The organism is Micromonospora sp. WMMD1219 (genome assembly GCF_049315215.1).
Taxonomy (GTDB): Bacteria; Actinomycetota; Actinomycetes; order Mycobacteriales; family Micromonosporaceae; genus Micromonospora; species Micromonospora tulbaghiae.
On record NZ_CP186057.1, the window covers coordinates 2,013,031 to 2,030,511 of the forward strand.

Genomic DNA, 17,481 nt, shown 5'->3' on the forward strand with positions numbered 1-17,481 from the left:
CCTGCTGGCTGTCTGGATGGCAGGAACGCCAGAAGCCAATCATCGGTTTCCACGAAGGCACCTCTACCCCCGCTAATTCCGCCGAGGCATATCCTCGCGAGGAGTCAATGTGATGAATCCGATTCGGGACTGGGGCGGCATGGCTGATGACGGCGTGCAGTACGAGTTCAAGTCTGTCCAGGCGATCCGTGGCATCGAGGACAGGTCGATCGCGAAGTGGCAGAAGGCTGGTTGGGAACTCGTCGACCGGAACCAGGGGACGTTGCGGACGACGCTGAACTTCCGCCGCCCGAAGCCGAGGATCCCGTGGGTACTTGTTGCCGTGGCCGCCGGTGTCGTCCTCCTTCTGGCCATCGTTGGTGGAATCGTCGGTGCGCTCCAGGGTGGAGACGATACGGACCGCACGGCTAAGTCGCCGAGCGACGTGACGGGCGTGGCTGGCGGAAAGCCCTCGGAGACGCCGAAGCCTGACGGATCGGCTTCAAGTGGGTCCGACGCGGAGCAGGTCATGACGGTGGAGAACAGCAAGGATCTCGTGGCGCTCTTGGCGGTGCGGGACTACTGCGACGAGAAGGTCGGAACGTTCGCGGCCAAGTACGCGGGCAGGACCGTCGAGTTCGATGGCTCCATCACATCGATGCAGAATCACGGCGACTACGACACTCGCTACGACATCCTCGTCGCTCCTGGGGATAAGGGCCCGAAATCTGTGGTTGGGCCCGGGTTCAAGTTCGAGGACGTCAGCGTCTCTGACCTGCATCTCACTGGCGCGAACATCCCGAATTCCATTGGTGTCGGCGACCTTCTGCACGTGGTTGCTCGGGTTGGCGCGTATAGCCAGAACCAGTGCCTGTTCTTCATCGAGCCAGTGTCTACGACAATTCGGTAGCCGACGTGATGTTGATCGTCAGGGACCGGCAGCGATCAGGCGACCGACTACGACGGTTGGGAGACGGCTGTTCAAGATCATTGGGCTGCGCGGCGCCCGGAAGGCGGCCGCTGCCGTGCTCCTAGCTCGGTGCCTCCGCCCGCCCCACCGTGATGGGTGCCATGGGCTTCGTCCAACTGGGCGACGGTGGTCCGATACCAGCAGATGACCGATCAGGTGCGCCGAAGTGAAACGACAACCGAGACGAGAGCGACCATAGAGACGATTCAGGGCCGGTCCCAGTGGGGCCGGCCCTGACGTTCGTGCTGCTCAGGCGAGCGGAGGATACGAGATTCGAACTCGTGAGGGTGTAAACCCAACACGCTTTCCAAGCGTGCGCCCTAGGCCTCTAGGCGAATCCTCCGCGAGCCAGGATACAGGTCTCCCGACGGCGGGCCACCCCACCCTCCCGGAAGATCCACAACCCTTCGGGTAGGCTTGGCGTCACCTCCCGTGCGGCGGTACCTCGTGAACCTCCCCAGGGCCGGAAGGCAGCAAGGATAAGCGAGCTCTGCCGGGTGCACGGGAGGCCTTTCTGTCTCCCGGGCCGGGTAACGTCGCTGCGGGTCGGGTCACGGGGTGGTGGGTGGTCACCCGGGGCCGACCGGCGCAGAATGGCTCGGTCGAGAGGAGGCGGGACGGGTGGCACTGGCCCTTTACCGCAAGTACCGGCCGCGGACGTTCGCCGAGATGATCGGCCAGGAGCAGGTAACCGAGCCGCTGTCGCAGGCGCTGCGCAGCGGGCGGCTCAACCACGCCTACCTCTTCTCCGGTCCGCGGGGCTGCGGCAAGACCTCCAGCGCCCGGATCCTGGCCCGCTCCCTCAACTGCGAGCAGGGCCCCACCCCCGAGCCGTGCGGGCAGTGTGACTCGTGCCGCGGGCTGGCTCCCGACGGCGGCGGCTCGATCGACGTCATCGAGATCGACGCGGCCAGCCACGGTGGTGTCGACGACGCCCGTGAGCTGCGCGAGAAGGCATTCTTCGCCCCGGCCCGCAGCCGCTTCAAGATCTACATCATCGACGAGGCGCACATGGTCTCGTCGGCCGGCTTCAACGCGCTGCTCAAGCTGGTCGAGGAGCCCCCGGAGTACGTCAAGTTCATCTTCGCCACCACCGAACCGGAGAAGGTCCTCGGCACGATCAAGTCGCGGACCCACCACTACCCGTTCCGGTTGTTCCCGCCGAAGGTGGTCCGCCCCTACCTCGAGCAGCTCTGCGAGGCGGAGGGCGTCAAGGTCGAGCCGGCGGTCTTCCCGCTGGTGGTGCGCGCCGGCGGGGGCAGCATGCGCGACAGCCTCTCCGTGCTCGACCAGCTCATCGCGGGCGCCGGCCCGGAGGGCGTCGACTACGCCCGGGCCGCCGCGCTGCTCGGTGTCACCGACGCCGCGCTGATCGACGAGATGTGCGACGCGCTCGCCGCCGGTGACGGCGCCGCCGCGTACGCCACCGTCGACCGGGTCGCGGAGGCCGGGCACGACTCGCGCCGCTTCGCCTCCGACCTGCTCGAACGCCTCCGTGACCTGATCGTCCTGCAGCAGGTGCCCGATGCCGCCGCCAGGGGCCTCATCGACGGCCCGGCCGACCAGATCGAGCGGATGGCCGCCCAGGCCCACCGCCTCGGCCCGGCCACGCTGTCCCGCTGCGCCGACATCGTGCACAACGGCCTGGTCGAGATGCGCGGCACCACAGCGCCCCGGCTGCTGCTGGAGCTGATCTGCGCGCGCATGCTCCTGCCCGGCGCGGACGACTCCTCGGCCGGCCTGCTTCAGCGCCTGGAGCGGATGGAGCGCCGGCTGACGCTCGGGGGCGCCGAGCTGCCGCCGGCCGCCGCCGACTCCGCGCACCCAACCCAGACCCAGGGGGTACGCCCGGCGGCTCCCGCCCCGGGCGCGGCTGCCGCCGCGGTCCACCCGGATACCGCCGGCACGCCGGCGGCTGCCGGCGCCCCGACCGGTGCCGCCGCCGCACGTGCCGCTGCCGCCGCTGCGGCGGGTACCCGGAACGCCGCACCCGGTTCCCGTCCGGCCCCGAACGGTGCGGGCGCCGATTCCCGTCCCGTGCCGGCCGGTGCGGTTGCCGAGTCCGGTCCGGCGTCTGCCGAGTCCGGCCCGCGTACAGCGCCGATGGCGACCGAAGCGGCCGCGGCTGCCGGGGTCCACACCGACACGGACGCCGGGTTCCCTGCGCCGGCCGCCGCCGAGCGAGCCGCCGCCGGCTCGACGACGTCCGGGCAGGCCGCTGCCCGACGCCCGGTACCGCCGTCCGCGGTGATGCCGGACCCGGCCACGCCCGAGCCGCCCCGCCCCGGAGCGGGCAACCCGGGCGCGCTCGACGCTGTGGCGGTGCGCCGGGTCTGGCCCGAGGTGGTCGGCAAGGTCAACCGCAGCAACAAGCGGATCGCCGCGTTGATGCGGGACGCGGTGGTACGCGACCTGGACGGCGACACGCTGGTGCTGACCGTGAAGTCCACGGTGCTGGCGAAGATGATGGCCGACCATGCGGCCGTGCTGACCGACGCGCTCTACGAGGAGCTGGGCGGTCGCTGGCAGATCCGCTGCGAGGTGGCGGGCGAGCGCGGCGCTGCCTCGCTCGGTGGCCCGTCCCGCCCGTCCGGTGCGAGCCGCGCGCAGGCCGACGCCGCACCGGGCCGCAACGCACCCGACAGCGCCCCGGTCCGCCCGGCGGCCGCCCCGTCCGGCCCGGCGTCCGACACCGGGTCCGGTCGCCCGGACGCCGACGCGGGACCGAACCGTCCCGGCTCCGACGCGGGACCGGGCCGCCCGGGTTCGGCCCACTCCGGTCCGGGCCGTCCGGATTCCGCTGCCGTCGGGCACCCGGCGTCCGGCGGCGCCCCGGGACGGCCGGTGTCCGGCTCGGGCAGCCGAGCCACTGGTAACCAGGCCACCGGTAGCCAGGCCGGGGGACCGGCGGGCCGGGCCGGCGCGGGTTCGCCCGACGCCTCGCACCGTTCGGCGGCGACCGCTGCGGCAGACCAGGCCGGCGAGGAGGACTGGCCGGAGCCGGCCCGGCCCGGTGGCGCGGCCTCTGCCACCGGCACCGCCTCGGCCGCGAGCACCGGCGACGGGGAGGACTGGCCGGCGGCGGCCCGTCCGGGCGGGGGCACGGCGACCGCTACCGCGCCTGTCGTCGTACCCAAGCCTGCGGCACCCGCGGCGGCGCCGGCGCCTGCCGGTGGGGCGAGGCCTGCGGGGGCGAAGAACAGCGCGATCGCGGCGGCGCGTGCGGCCGCGGCGGCCGCCGCTGCGGGCGGTGGTCCCGGCAAGGGGCCGCGCGCGGCGCAGCCGGCGCGGAAGACGGCCGATGCCGAGTGGGCGGGCGAGCCGCCCTACGACCCGGACTTCGACGGCCCGGTGCGGGGCGGGGGCGCGCCGGCGGCGGCGCCCGCCTACGAGGGGTTCGATCCGGGCGACGAGCCGCTCGACGACGTGATCGACGAGCGGACCGCCCGGCAGTCGAGCGAGGAGCAGGCGGTGCAGCTGCTGCGCGAGACGTTCGGGGCGGAGAAGATCGACGAGGTGGACGCGCGCTGAGCGCGCGCCGACCGCGATTCAGCGGTGCCGTGGCCCGACTAGGCTGGGCGCGGCCGACCAGACGAGTGGAAGAAGGAGCGGTCCGTGCGCCCAGGTGGACAGCCGAACATGCAGCAGATGCTGAAGCAGGCGCAGAAGATGCAGCAGCAGATCGCCAAGGCCCAGGCCGAGCTGGCCGAGGCGGAGCTGACCGGCACCGCCGGCGGTGGCCTGGTCACCGCGACCGTCGCCGGTACCGGTGAGCTGAAGGCGATCAAGATCGACCCGAAGGCGGTCGACCCGGAGGACGTCGAGACGCTCGAGGACCTGGTCGTCGCGGCCGTGCACAACGCCGCCGAGGCGGCCCGCGAGCTGACCGAGAAGAAGATGGGCCCGCTCGCGGGCGGCATGGGCGGCCTCGGCCTGCCCGGGTTCTGAGCCGGCAGATGTACGAGGGTGCCATCCAGGATCTGATCGACGAGCTGGGCCGGTTGCCGGGCGTGGGCCCGAAGAGTGCCCAGCGGATCGCGTTCCACGTGCTGTCGGCGGATCCGGCCGACGTCAACCGGCTGGCCGGCGCGCTGCGCAAGGTCAAGGACCTGGTCCGGTTCTGCACGACCTGCTACAACGTGGCCGAGTCGGAGCAGTGCCGGATCTGCCGCGACCCACGGCGCACCGACGAGGTGCTCTGTGTGGTCGAGGAGCCGAAGGACGTGGTGGCGATCGAGCGGACCGGCGAGTTCCGCGGGCGTTACCACGTGCTCGGCGGCGCGATCAATCCGCTGGAGGGCATCGGCCCGGACAACCTGCGGATCCGTGAGCTGATGACCCGACTCGGCGGCGGCGAGGTCCGCGAGCTGATCCTCGCCACCGACCCGAACACCGAGGGCGAGGCGACCGCCACCTACCTGGCGCTGATGGTCAAGCCGATGGGGATCGCGGTGACCCGGCTCGCGAGTGGACTGCCGGTCGGCGGCGACCTGGAGTACGCCGACGAGATCACGCTGGGCCGGGCCTTCGAGGGCCGACGGGCCGTCTGAATCCAGTCGTACCGCCTCCGGCGGGTGCCCTGCGGGGTGCCCGCCGGACGTGTCTCCGGGCCGTACCGGCATGTCGGTCGATCTAACAGGAACGTGCGTCCGGGACCGGATCGACGTAATAAATTCGCCCTTCAAACCGACGAAAGTTCGGCGAGGTAAGGGATTCCCCTTCGATTCGTATGCCTCGTTGCGGAACAGACACGATTCGATACCAACCCGCCCCCCGCCCGTTTCCGCGCCGTCCACCCGAGGGCTAAGGTCTGCGCACATCGGTGACCCTGTCACCACGTTGTCCGTACCCCCAAGGACGAGGTGAAGCACCATGCGTGCATCCAGGCCGAAGGTCGCAATCGCGGCCGTCGCGGTCGCGGCCCTCGCGGTTGCAGGCTGCGCCGAGAGCGACCGTGAGAGTGGCTCCGGAGATAGCAAGAAGGACACCCTCGTCTTCGGCGTCGCCGGAGACCCGAAGGTGCTCGACCCCAGCTTCGCCAGCGACGGTGAGTCGCTGCGCGTGGCGCGCCAGGTCTTCGAGACCCTGGTCCGTCCGGAGGAGGGCGGCACCAAGGTGACGCCGGGCCTCGCCGAGTCCTGGACGCCGGATGCGGCGGGCACGACCTGGACGTTCAAGCTCCGCTCGGGTGTCAAGTTCCACGACGGCACCGACTTCAACGCCGAGGCCGTCTGCGTCAACTTCAACCGCTGGTACAACGCCAAGGGCCTCATGCAGAGCCCGGACGTGACCGCGTACTGGCAGGACGTCATGGGCGGGTTCGCCAAGAACGAGAACCCGGACCTGCCGCCGAGCCTCTTCAAGTCCTGCACCGCCAAGGACGCCACCACTGTGGACCTGGCGTTCACCCGGGTCTCCAGCAAGATCCCGGCCGCGCTCATGCTGCCGTCGTTCTCGATCCAGAGCCCGAAGGCGATGGAGCAGTACGACGCCAGCAACGTGACCGGCACCGCCGAGGACATCAAGTACCCGGCGTACGCGATGGAGCACCCGACCGGCACCGGCCCGTTCAAGTTCAAGGCGTGGGACGTCGCGAACAAGTCGCTCACCATCGAGCGCAACGACGACTACTACGGCGACAAGGCCAAGCTGAAGACCATCATCTTCAAGACGATCTCGGACGAGAACGCCCGCAAGCAGGCGCTCCGCTCGGGTGACATCCAGGGCTACGACCTGGTCGGCCCGGCCGACGTCGAGCCGCTGAAGAAGGAGGGCTTCAACGTCCTCACCCGGCCCGCCTTCAACATCCTCTACCTGGCGATCAACCAGAAGGGGAACCCGAAGCTGGCCGACCTGAAGGTCCGGCAGGCCATCGCGCACGCGCTGAACCGGCAGGCCCTGGTCGACTCGAAGCTGCCCCCGGGCGCCAAGGTCGCGATGAACTTCTTCCCGGACACCGTCGAGGGCTGGAACGGCGACGTCACCAAGTACGACTACAACCCGGAGAAGGCCAAGCAGCTGCTGGCCGAGGCCGGCGCGTCGAACCTGACGCTGAAGTTCCACTACCCGACCGAGGTCACCCGGCCGTACATGCCGAACCCGAAGGACATCTTCGAGCTGCTCTCGGCGGACCTCAAGGCGGTCGGCATCAACGTCCAGGCCATCCCGCTGAAGTGGAGCCCGGACTACCTCAACGCCACCACCTCCGGGAACAAGCACGACCTGCACTTCCTCGGCTGGACCGGTGACTACGGCGACGCGTACAACTTCATCGGCACCTTCTTCGACCGTCCGAAGGACGAGTGGGGCTTCAACAACCCCGCACTCTTCGCGCAGTTCAAGGACGCCGACACCACCGCCGACGCGGCGGCCCGGACGGAGAAGTACAAGGCACTGAACAAGTCGATCATGGACTTCCTGCCGGGTGTGCCGATCTCGCACTCCCCGCCGGCGATCGTGTTCGGCAAGGACGTGACCGGGATCAAGGCGAGCCCGCTCACCGACGAGCGGTACGCGACCGCAGAGTTCAAGTGATCTGAAGGCACCGTACGCGGGCGGGCGCTGTGACCACAGCGCCCGCCCGCACCCCTCCGCACACCCTCCGAGGCGCCCGTGTTCCGGTTCATCATCAGACGCCTGCTACAGCTGATACCAACGCTGTTCGGGCTCTCCGTCCTGCTGTTCATCTGGCTCCACCGACTTCCCGGCGGGCCCGAGACCGCGATCCTCGGTGAACGGGGCACGCCCGAGACGCGCGCCGCCATCCGGCGCAACCTCGGCCTCGACGAGCCGATCCTGGTCCAGTACGCCCGCTTCCTGCGGCGGATGATCCGGCTCGACCTGGGCACCTCGACCGGTACGAAGCGGGCCGTCACCACGGAGTTCGTGGAGCGGTTCCCCGGCACCGTCGAGCTGACCGTCATGGCCATGATCCTCGCGGTCGGCATCGGCATCCCGCTCGGCTACCTGGCCGCCCGCCGCCGCGGCCGGTTCCTCGACCACGCCTCGGTCGGCGGATCGCTCATCGGCATCTGCATCCCGGTCTTCTTCCTGGCGTACGTGCTCAAGGCGATCTTCGCGGAGAACCTGGGCTGGTTCCCCTCCAGCGGCCGGCAGGACCCGACCATCGGGGCGACCCGGGTCACCAACTTCTTCGTCCTCGACGGGCTCATGACCCGCGAGTGGGACGCCGCCGCCGACGCGCTCTGGCACCTCGTGCTGCCGGGCATTGCGCTCGCCAGCATCCCGCTCGCGATCATCGTCCGGATCACCCGGGCCAGCGTGCTGGAGGTGCTCAACGAGGACTTCGTCCGCACCGCCGAGGCCAAGGGCCTGACCGAGCGGACCGTCCGCCGCCGGCACGTGCTGCGCAACGCCATGCTGCCGGTGGCCACCTCGATCGGTCTCCAGACCGGTCTCCTGCTCTCCGGCGCGGTGCTGACCGAGACCGTGTTCGCGTTCAGCGGCATCGGCGCGTTCGTCGCCGAGTCGATCAGCCAACGCGACTACCCGGTGCTGATGGGCTTCATCATGATCATTGCGGTGGTGTACGTGCTGGTGAATCTCCTGGTCGACCTCTCCTACAGCGTGATCGACCCGAGGGTGAGGGTGCGATGACCATCACCACTGGCAAGAAGCGCGAGAAGATCGACCGGCTCGCCGAGCTGGCCGCCCGCGACGACGAGCAGGGGGTGAGCCTCTGGAAGGAGGCGTTCCGCCGGCTGCGGCGCAACCCGGCGGCCGTCATCGGCGTGGTCATCCTGGCGGTCTTCGTCCTGGTCGCGGTCATCGGGCCGTTCCTCGTCCCGTACAGCCCGACGGACTCCATCGGCATCCGCGAGGGCCTGGTCAAGTCCGGCCAGGGCATCATCCCGGGCATCTCCGCCGACCACTGGCTCGGCTTCGACCACCAGGGCCGGGACGAGTTCAGCCGGCTCATCGTCGGCGCCCGGCAGACGCTGCTCGTCGGCGTCGTCTCCACCCTGATCGGTCTCGCGGTCGGCGCGCTGATCGGCGGCGTCGCCGGTGCCGCGGCCGGCCTCGGCGGGCGCTGGGGCCGCTGGATCGACACCACCCTGATGCGCTTCATCGACATGCTGCTGGCCATGCCGAGCCTGCTGCTCGCGGTGAGCATCGCGGCGCTGCTCGGCGCCAGCCTCACCACCGTGATGATCGCCGTCGGTGTGGTGTCGGTGCCGATCTTCGCCCGGCTGCTGCGCGGCTCGATGATCGCGCAGGCCAACAGCGACTACGTGCTGGCCGCGACGTCGCTCGGCGTGAAGCGGTCCAAGATCGCCCTCACCCACGTGGTGCCGAACTCGATCGCCCCGGTCATCGTGCAGGCCACGCTGACGCTGGCGACCGCGATCATCGAGGCGGCCGCGCTGTCCTTCCTCGGCCTCGGCAACCCCGACTCGGCCATCCCGGAGTGGGGCGTCATGCTCGCCGACGCGCAGCCGTACCTGGGCATCCGGCCGGGCCTGGCGATCTATCCGGCGCTCGGCATCATCATCACCGCGCTGGGATTCACCCTGCTCGGTGAGGCGATGCGCGAGGCTCTCGATCCGAAGCTGCGGAAGTAGGTCAGTCAGTCATGGCACTGCTCGAAGTGGACGACCTCTCCGTCACGTTCGCCCGTCGTGGGCAGCGCACCGTGCACGCGGTGGACGGGGTGTCCTTCTCGGTCGACGCCGGCGAGGTGGTCGGCCTGGTCGGCGAGTCCGGCTGCGGCAAGAGCGTCACGTCGCTGGCCATCATGGGCCTGCTGCCCAAGCAGCCGGGCCTGCGGGTCGGCGGCAAGGCGGTCTTCGACGGCACCGACCTGCTCCAGCTCGACGACCGCTCTCGTCGCGACATCCGCGGCCGGGACGTCGCGATGATCTTCCAGGACCCGCTGTCCTCGCTGAACCCGGTCATCCCGATCGGGCTCCAGGTGACCGAGGTGCTGGCCCGGCACCGGGGCATGAAGGGCGAGGCGGCCGCCAAGGAGGCCGCCGACCTGCTCGACCGGGTGGGCATCCCGGACCCGCGGCGGCGGCTCAAGGAGTACCCGCACCAGCTTTCCGGCGGCATGCGGCAGCGGGCGCTGATCGCCATGGCTGTCGCCTGCCAGCCCCGGCTGCTGATCGCCGACGAGCCGACCACCGCGCTCGACGTCACCATCCAGGCGCAGATCCTGGAACTGCTGAAGGACCTGGTCCGGGACTCCGGCACCGCACTGGTCATGATCACGCACGACCTCGGCGTGGTGGCCGGCATGTGCGACACCGTCAACGTGCTCTACGCCGGCCGGGTGGTGGAGACGGCCACCCGCCGTCCGCTGTTCCGCCAGCCCCGGCACCCGTACACCGAGGGTCTGCTCGCCTCGGTGCCGCGCCTCGACGCCGGCCGTGGCGAACGGCTGAACCCGATCCCCGGCTCGGTGCGCGACGTGCTGCCCTGGCCGGACGGCTGCGCGTTCGCCCCGCGCTGCGCCCGCCGGGTCGACGAGTGCGTGGGCGAGCCGCCGGAGCTGGTGCTGACCCACGACGCGCGCAGCTACCGCTGCGTCAATCCGGTGCCGATCCCCGGCCTGACCCCGGAGGCGGACGCCCGGGCGACCGCGCCGACGACCACCGAACCGGGTGCCGTGCCGGCCCAGGCCGAACCGGCCGACCCGCCCGCCGTCCCCGGCTTCGGACCGGCTCCGCGCGAGGAGGAGACCCCATGAGCGACGACGACATCCTCGTCGAGGTCCGCGACCTGAAGGTGCACTTCCCGATCCGCCGGGGCGTGATCTTCGACCGGACCGTCGGGCACGTCAAGGCGGTCGACGGGGTCGACCTGAGCATCCCGCGCGGCAAGACGTACGGGCTGGTGGGCGAGTCCGGTTGCGGCAAGTCCACGCTCGGCCGGGCGCTGCTCCAGCTCACCCCGCCGACCGGCGGCGAGGTGACGTTCGACGGCGTCGAGCTGACCACGCTGCCCGCCGGCAAGCTGCGCTCGATGCGCCGCCGGATGCAGATGATCTTCCAGGACCCGATGTCCAGCCTGGACCCCCGGCAGAACGTCGAGTCGATCCTGACCGAGGGCCTCCAGACCCACGGCATCGGCGCGAACCGGGACGACCGGCGGCGGATCATCGGCGAGACGCTCGACGCGGTGGGCCTGCCGAAATGGGCGCTGTCCCGCTACCCGCACGAGTTCTCCGGCGGCCAGCGCCAGCGCATCGGCATCGCCCGCGCCCTGGTCCTCGGCCCGGAGCTGATCGTCGCCGACGAGCCGGTCTCCGCGCTGGACGTGTCGATCCAGGCGCAGGTGGTGAACCTGCTCGACGAACTCCAGGACAGCCTCGGCCTGACCTACCTGGTCATCGCGCACGACCTGGCCGTGGTGCGGCACATCTCCGACATCGTCGGCGTGATGTACCTGGGCGCGCTGGTGGAGGAGGCGCCGAGCGAGCGGCTCTACACCGAGCCGCTGCACCCGTACACCCGGGCGCTGATGTCGGCGGTGCCGGTGCCGGACCCGGACGTCGAGGACCGGCGCGAGCGCATCCTGCTCGCCGGTGACCTGCCGTCGCCCGCCAACCCGCCGTCGGGCTGCCGGTTCCACACCCGCTGCCCGTGGGCGCAGCCGACCCGTTGCGCCGACGAGCGGCCGGAGCTGCGCCAGATCGGCGCCAGCCGGGTCGCCTGCCACTGGGCCGAGCAGATCGCCGCCGGTGAGCTGCGCCCGCACGAGGTGACCGCGAAGATCACCCGGCCGGAGGGCGAGGGCGAGGAGCCGGGCGTGGTCTCCGCGCCCAGCGAGCCCGGATCGTACGTCTGACACGACGAAGCGCGTCCCCACCCCGGCCCGGGGCGGGGACGCGCTCGTTCGTCGGTCAGCCCTCGGGGCGGTTGAGCAGACCCACCGCGATCGTGTGCACGGCGTCCAGCGCGGCCGGGTCGGCCAGCGGCGCGGAACCACCGGTGACCGCGTACCACTCGTCGGCGTCCTTGTACTGCACCCGCAGCGTCACCCGGCCGTCGGCGTGCTCGGTGCGCAACGTCAACTCGCCGGTCACCACGCCCACCTCGTCCGTCATGACCCCGCCCGGCCCGGCGGTGATGTCAGCGGTCCGGTCCGCCGGTCCACCCGGCGCGCCGCCGGCCGGCGCACCCGGCACCGCGTCGGCGGTCATGCCCGCCCCGGCGACGTCGGCGGACGCCGGCTGCCGGCCGTCCGCCGTCATCCCGGCCGAGGCCGGACCGGCCGGTGCGGACTCCGGGGCCGGTGCGCCGCCTGCCTCCGGGGCCGGTGTGGCGCCCGGCCCGGTCACGGTTTGCTCGCCCATGTGCAGCCCTCCAGCATGTCGGTGAGAGCGGCCTTCTCGGCACTTGTCACAGTCAGCCGCCAGTAGTGCTTGACCGTCACCCAGTCCGCCGCGTACTGACACCAGGACGACCGGTTCGGCGGCTTCCACTGGGACGGATCCTGGTCACCCTTTGCCCGGTTGGACCGCGCCGAAACCGCGATGAGCTGCGGCCGGGTCAGGTCGTTGGCGAAGTCGCCGCGCTTCGAGTCGTCCCACTCGTCCGCGCCCGACCGCCACGCGGCGGCCAGCGGCACCGTGTGGTCGATGTCCACGCCCGACGGATCGTTGAGCACCACGCCGTCGTAGACGCTCTCCCACCGGCCGCCCACCACGTTGCAGCCGGACAGCTTGATGCCCTCGCCGTCGCGCTGTAGCACGCTGTCGCGCACGTCGCAGTTCTTGCCGGTGTCGCGCCAGTGCGGGAAACGGGAGCGGCTGTAGCCCTTCATCGACCCGGCGGTGGCCACTGTGAGCTCACCGAGCTGCTTGTTGACGTTCCCGGAGGCGCTCGGCGGCGCCTCCGGCTCGGTGACCGACACGTCGCAGCCGGCCACGCCGAGGGCGAGCACCGCGCTCAGCGCGGCCGCCAGCCCGGCACGGGCTCCTGATCTCGTACGCACAGACGACACCTCTCCAGCTTGCGTGCTCCGGGCGAGTCCGCACAGTACCCGGCGGCGGTTTCCGCGATTCGTGGCGTCGACGGTGGGCGGCGGGCAGAGTGGTGAGACGTGACCGCACCCGCTCCCGCGCTGCGTACCGGCTCCGCCGCCGGACGCGGCACGCTGCTCGCCGCGATCCTCGCCTCCGGCATGGTGTTCCTGGACAGCACGGTCGTCAACGTCGCGCTGCCGCGCCTCGGCGCCGAACTGGACGCCACCGTCGCCGGTCTGCAGTGGACGGTGAACGGCTACCTGCTCATGCTCGCCGCGTTCGTGCTGCTCGGCGGCGCACTCGGGGACCGGTTCGGGCGGCGGCGCGTCTTCCTGCTCGGCGTGGTCTGGTTCGCGGTGGCGTCGGTGCTCTGCGGGCTGGCCCAGGACACCGGATGGCTCGTCGCCGCCCGGTTCCTCCAGGGCGCCGGCGGGGCGCTGCTCACCCCCGGCTCGCTGTCGGTGCTCCAGGCCAGCTTCCACCCGGACGACCGGGGCCGGGCCATCGGCACCTGGTCCGGGCTGTCCGGGGTGTCCACAGCGCTCGGTCCGCTGCTCGGCGGCTGGCTCATCGACACGCTCTCCTGGCGGTGGATCTTCTTCGTCAACCTGCCGCTGGCCGTCGGCGTGGTCCTCGCCGCGCTGCGCTGGGTGCCGGAGAGCCGGGACGAGGAGGCGTCGCGTACCGGGGAGGGGCGTCGGTTCGACGTGGCTGGTGCGCTGCTCGGCGCGCTCGCGCTCGGCGGGATCACGTACGCGCTGATCGACGCGCCGGCGCGCGGCCTGGATTCCCCGGCGGTGCTGGTCACGGCGGTGCTCGGGGTGGCCGCCGTGGTGGTGTTCGTGCTGGTCGAGCGGCGGCGCGGCGACACCGCGATGCTGCCCACCGGGCTGTTCTCCAGCCGGCTGTTCTCTGTGCTGAACGTCTTCACGGTGGTGGTGTACGCGGCGCTCGGCGGGTTCACCTTCTTCCTCGCCGTCTACCTGCAGAACGTGGTCGGCTGGTCGGCGCTGCTCACCGGCCTGGCCACGGTGCCGATGACGGTGCTGCTGCTGGTCGGCTCGCCGCGCGCGGGCGCGCTGTCGGCCCGCATCGGCCCCCGGCTGCCGCTCACCGTCGGCCCGGTGATCGCCGCGGCGGGTCTGCTGCTGTTGCGCCGGGTCGGGCCGGGCGCGTCGTACTGGGTGGACGTGCTGCCGGGCGTGACGCTGTTCGGCGCCGGGCTCACGCTCGTGGTGGCGCCGCTGACCACGTCGGTGCTCGGCGCGGTCTCGGACCGCTTCGCCGGGGTGGCGAGCGGCTTCAACAACGCCGCCTCCCGGGCCGGCGGCCTGCTCGCGGTGGCCGCGCTGCCGCTGCTGGTCGGGCTCTCCGGCACCGGGTACGAGCAGAAGGGCGCACTGGCCGACGCGTACCGGGGGGCGTTGGCGTGGTGCGCCGGGCTGCTGCTCGCCGGCGCGGTGCTCGCCGCCGTGCTGATCCACCGCCCGCCGAAGCAGAGCGGGGGTCCGGCCTGAGGCCGGACCCCCGCGTCGCCGGGATCAGGCGCGGGTGCGGTTCACCGCGCTCGTGACCGCCTTGATCGAGGCGGTGACGATGTTGGCGTCCACCCCGACGCCCCACACCGTGCGGCCGTCCACCTCGCACTCCACGTACGCGGCGGCGTGTGCGTCCCCGCCGGAGGACAGCGCGTGCTCGTGGTAGTCGAGCACCCGTACCGCCACGCCCAGGGACTGCAACGCGTTGACGTACGCGTCGATCGGGCCGTTGCCGACAGCGGTGAGCGCGCGGGTGTCGCCGCCGAAGCCGACGCGGGCGTCGATCTCGACCTTGCCGTCGACGGTGCCGATCGTGTAGTCGGCCAGCTTGACGGCCGGGTCGACCTGGTGGTCGACCAGGTAGTTGCGGGCGAAGATCTCCCACATGGCGCCCGGCTCGACCTCGCCGCCGTCGTGGTCGGTGACCTGCTGCACCACGCCGGAGAACTCGATCTGGAGGCGGCGCGGCAGGTCGAGCTGGTGCTCGGTCTTCATGATGTACGCGACGCCGCCCTTGCCGGACTGCGAGTTGACCCGGATGACCGCCTCGTAGGTGCGGCCCAGGTCCTTCGGGTCGATCGGCAGGTAGGGCACCGCCCAGGTGAAGTCGTCGACCGGCACCCCGGCCGCCGTGGCGGCGGCGTTCAGCGCGGCGAAGCCCTTGTTGATCGCGTCCTGGTGCGAGCCGGAGAACGCGGTGTAGACCAGGTCGCCCGCGTACGGGTGGCGCTCGTGCACCGGCAGCTGGTTGCAGTACTCGACGGCGCGCTTGATCTCGTCGATGTTCGAGAAGTCGATCATCGGGTCGATGCCCTGGGAGAACATGTTCAGGCCCAGCGTCACCAGGTCCACGTTGCCGGTGCGCTCGCCGTTGCCGAACAGGCAGCCCTCGATCCGGTCGGCGCCGGCCAGCAGGCCCAGCTCGGCGGCGGCCACGCCGGTGCCCCGGTCGTTGTGCGGGTGCAGACTCAGCACCAGGCTGTCCCGCCGGGGCAGGCGCCGGTGCATCCACTCGATCGAGTCGGCGTAGACGTTCGGCATCGCCATCTCGACGGTGGCCGGCAGGTTGATGATCAGCTTCCGGTCCGGCGTCGGGTCGATCACGTCGATGACCGCCGAGCAGACCTCCAGCGCGTACTCCAGCTCGGTGCCCGTGTACGACTCCGGCGAGTACTCGTAGTGGATGTCGGTGTCCGGGGTGTGGATCTCCGCGTACTTCTGGCACAGCCGCGCGCCCTGCGTGGCGATGTCGGTGATGCCGTCGCGGTCCAGGCCGAAGACCACCCGGCGCTGCAGCGTCGAGGTGGAGTTGTAGAAGTGCACGATGGCCCGGCGGGCGCCGCGCAGCGACTCGAAGGTCCGCTCGATCAGGTGCTCCCGGCACTGGGTCAGCACCTGGATGGTGACGTCCTCGGGAATCAGGTCCTGCTCGATCAGCTGCCGTACGAAGTCGTAGTCGGTCTGGCTCGCCGACGGGAAGCCGACCTCGATCTCCTTGTAGCCCATCTGCACCAGGAGCTGGAACATCCGGCGCTTGCGCTCGGGCGACATCGGGTCGATCAGGGCCTGGTTGCCGTCGCGGAGGTCGACTGCGCACCAGCGGGGCGCGGCCTCGACGCGGCGGGTCGGCCAGGCGCGGTCCGGCAGGTCGACGCCGAACTCACGGTCGTACGGAACGTAGCGGTGGACCGGCATCCGGCTGGGGCGCTGGCTGGCGAACGGATCGGTCTCGGTGACAGGTTGAGCCATCTCGGAGTGCTCCCTGGAACATGTGGCGTCAGCAGATCGGAAAGGTGTCGGCGAGATGCCGGGCGACGGTGCGCGGCGGTGCCGAGAAGAAGATCGGATGTGCTGGACGGCGCGTTTCTACTCCGCGACGAGGTGCCGGCCGGTCAGGCCTCGTCGCGGCAGCCAAGGAGAAGGTACGCGCGCCACATGACAAGGTCACCCTACGTGGTGGGACGTGCGGTGGGAAGGCTGGTCCGGACTATGGGATCGGAGTCACCGGATCGGCTACGGCGCTCCCGGGCTCGGGGCGTCCCGGCTGACCGGCTCGCCGTCGGTCACCGCGCCGGCCAGTTCGACGGTGCCCGGCGCGGCGCCGGGCTCGCCGGTCAGCGTCAGGGTGCCGAATCCGGCCTTTACCGCCGCCGGTGTGCCGTCCTCCCGGAAGCAGTAGATGCCCACGTCCAGCGGCGCGTTCAGCGACGCCGAGGTGCTGTCGACCGTGTAGCACGGGCCGTCGGCGCCGGGCAGCGGCTCGGCGGGGGAGACCGCGAGCGGCGCGCGCCGGTCGGTCAGCACCTCCAGCCAGTCGGTGAACGGGTGCTGCACCCGGGGGTCGAGCCGGCGCGGCACCGCGTCGTCGGCGTCGCCGAGGCGCACGCAGGTCGCCGCCTGGGCCCAGCCGGCCGAGGGCAGCGCGCACTGGAACAGCCCGTCGGAGGTGCCGGCGAGCGAGACGTCCACGGTGCCGGCGTGCCCCCAGCCGGGCACGTCGACCCGCCAGCTGCCGTCGTTGGCGCTGGTGAAGGACACCGTGCGGGGGGAGCCCTCGGCGGGCGCGAACGCGTACGTGGCGGTGAGGTGCCGGTCCTGCGCCGCGGCGGCCAGCCCGGCCAGTTCCTCGCGGGCGGCGTCGACCTGCACCGGGACCGGGTCGGCGGTGCCGGTGGGCGCCGCCTCGGGAGTGCCGCCGTCGCAGGCGGCCAGCAGTACCGGCAGGGTGAGTGCGACCACGCCGGTCAGGCGGGCCGCACGTCGATGAGCGTGCACCGGCTCATTCTGCGTCGTGGACACGGTCCCGGTCATCCCACCGTACGGCTGTACCGCTTGGCGTGTCGCGTCCTCCCGGGCTGGTGAGCCGCCCCACGCCGGGGCCGGATGGTGGGATCACCCGGCCCGGCGTCGCGGCCCGCCCGATAGGCTGAGGCGGTCTGACACGCGCCGCCGGACCGAGAGACCCGGCGGCGTCGGCACGCTCAGGGTCGTCGCTGGGAGGGAGT

Annotated in this window: 14 protein-coding genes, 1 tRNA gene and 1 other RNA gene; 11 read left to right on the forward strand and 5 right to left on the reverse strand. The window is 71.5% G+C overall.

Features of this window, described 5'->3' with window-relative positions:
• Positions 1 to 112: 112 nt before the first annotated feature.
• Positions 113 to 889, forward strand: a complete 777-nt coding sequence (locus ACN27C_RS09670; protein ID WP_422750971.1) for a DUF4839 domain-containing protein — start codon at positions 113 to 115, stop codon at positions 887 to 889.
• A gap of 318 nt (positions 890 to 1,207) precedes the next feature.
• On the opposite strand, the gene ACN27C_RS09675 is transcribed toward ACN27C_RS09670, so the two are convergent.
• Positions 1,208 to 1,292: transfer RNA gene (locus ACN27C_RS09675), tRNA-Ser, on the reverse strand.
• Between the two features lie 81 nt (positions 1,293 to 1,373).
• Here ACN27C_RS09675 and ffs point away from each other — a divergent pair.
• The 9 genes from ffs (at position 1,374) to ACN27C_RS09720 (ending at position 11,758) form a co-directional block, all read left to right on the forward strand.
• Positions 1,374 to 1,463, forward strand: an RNA gene (gene ffs, locus ACN27C_RS09680) — signal recognition particle sRNA small type.
• Positions 1,464 to 1,570: 107 nt separating this feature from the next.
• Positions 1,571 to 4,480: a DNA polymerase III subunit gamma and tau gene (locus ACN27C_RS09685; RefSeq protein ID WP_422750972.1), complete on the forward strand. Its 2,910-nt coding sequence runs from the start codon at positions 1,571 to 1,573 to the stop codon at positions 4,478 to 4,480.
• A 108-nt stretch (positions 4,481 to 4,588) separates the two neighbouring features.
• Complete coding sequence (locus ACN27C_RS09690; protein WP_064446817.1) at positions 4,589 to 4,897, forward strand: YbaB/EbfC family nucleoid-associated protein; 309 nt, start codon at positions 4,589 to 4,591, stop codon at positions 4,895 to 4,897.
• 8 nt (positions 4,898 to 4,905) lie between these two features.
• On the forward strand, positions 4,906 to 5,499 hold the full coding sequence (recR, locus tag ACN27C_RS09695; protein WP_013289050.1) for a recombination mediator RecR: 594 nt from the start codon (positions 4,906 to 4,908) through the stop codon (positions 5,497 to 5,499).
• Positions 5,500 to 5,821: 322 nt separating this feature from the next.
• Complete coding sequence (locus ACN27C_RS09700; RefSeq protein WP_120572732.1) at positions 5,822 to 7,483, forward strand: ABC transporter substrate-binding protein; 1,662 nt, start codon at positions 5,822 to 5,824, stop codon at positions 7,481 to 7,483.
• Between the two features lie 78 nt (positions 7,484 to 7,561).
• Positions 7,562 to 8,566 (forward strand): ABC transporter permease, encoded by a 1,005-nt coding sequence (locus tag ACN27C_RS09705; protein ID WP_013289048.1) that lies wholly within the window; start codon positions 7,562 to 7,564, stop codon positions 8,564 to 8,566.
• Complete coding sequence (locus tag ACN27C_RS09710; RefSeq protein ID WP_121685107.1) at positions 8,563 to 9,531, forward strand: ABC transporter permease; 969 nt, start codon at positions 8,563 to 8,565, stop codon at positions 9,529 to 9,531. The genes ACN27C_RS09705 and ACN27C_RS09710 overlap by 4 nt, the downstream gene beginning before the upstream one ends.
• Before the next feature lie 11 nt (positions 9,532 to 9,542).
• On the forward strand, positions 9,543 to 10,658 hold the full coding sequence (locus ACN27C_RS09715; protein ID WP_422750973.1) for an ABC transporter ATP-binding protein: 1,116 nt from the start codon (positions 9,543 to 9,545) through the stop codon (positions 10,656 to 10,658).
• Positions 10,655 to 11,758 (forward strand): ABC transporter ATP-binding protein, encoded by a 1,104-nt coding sequence (locus ACN27C_RS09720; RefSeq protein WP_013474957.1) that lies wholly within the window; start codon positions 10,655 to 10,657, stop codon positions 11,756 to 11,758. The genes ACN27C_RS09715 and ACN27C_RS09720 overlap by 4 nt, the downstream gene beginning before the upstream one ends.
• A gap of 55 nt (positions 11,759 to 11,813) precedes the next feature.
• Here ACN27C_RS09720 and ACN27C_RS09725 read toward each other — a convergent pair whose 3' ends face one another.
• Both ACN27C_RS09725 and ACN27C_RS09730 read right to left on the reverse strand, forming a co-directional pair.
• Complete coding sequence (locus ACN27C_RS09725) at positions 11,814 to 12,266, reverse strand: hypothetical protein (RefSeq protein WP_013474958.1); 453 nt, start codon at positions 12,264 to 12,266, stop codon at positions 11,814 to 11,816.
• Entirely contained in the window at positions 12,248 to 12,907 is a 660-nt protein-coding gene (locus ACN27C_RS09730) for an HNH endonuclease family protein (protein ID WP_120572734.1), read from the reverse strand. Before ACN27C_RS09730 ends, ACN27C_RS09725 begins: the two co-directional genes overlap by 19 nt.
• A gap of 108 nt (positions 12,908 to 13,015) precedes the next feature.
• Here ACN27C_RS09730 and ACN27C_RS09735 point away from each other — a divergent pair, with 108 nt between their 5' ends.
• Positions 13,016 to 14,455, forward strand: a complete 1,440-nt coding sequence (locus tag ACN27C_RS09735) for an MFS transporter (RefSeq protein ID WP_350815444.1) — start codon at positions 13,016 to 13,018, stop codon at positions 14,453 to 14,455.
• 24 nt (positions 14,456 to 14,479) lie between these two features.
• Here the strand turns inward: ACN27C_RS09735 and leuA are convergent, their stop codons facing one another.
• Both leuA and ACN27C_RS09745 read right to left on the reverse strand, forming a co-directional pair.
• A complete protein-coding gene (gene leuA / locus ACN27C_RS09740; RefSeq protein ID WP_422750974.1) occupies positions 14,480 to 16,225 on the reverse strand; it encodes a 2-isopropylmalate synthase in 1,746 nt (581 codons plus the stop codon).
• Positions 16,226 to 16,489: 264 nt separating this feature from the next.
• Entirely contained in the window at positions 16,490 to 17,251 is a 762-nt protein-coding gene (locus ACN27C_RS09745; protein WP_233585928.1) for a hypothetical protein, read from the reverse strand.
• Positions 17,252 to 17,481: the final 230 nt, after the last annotated feature.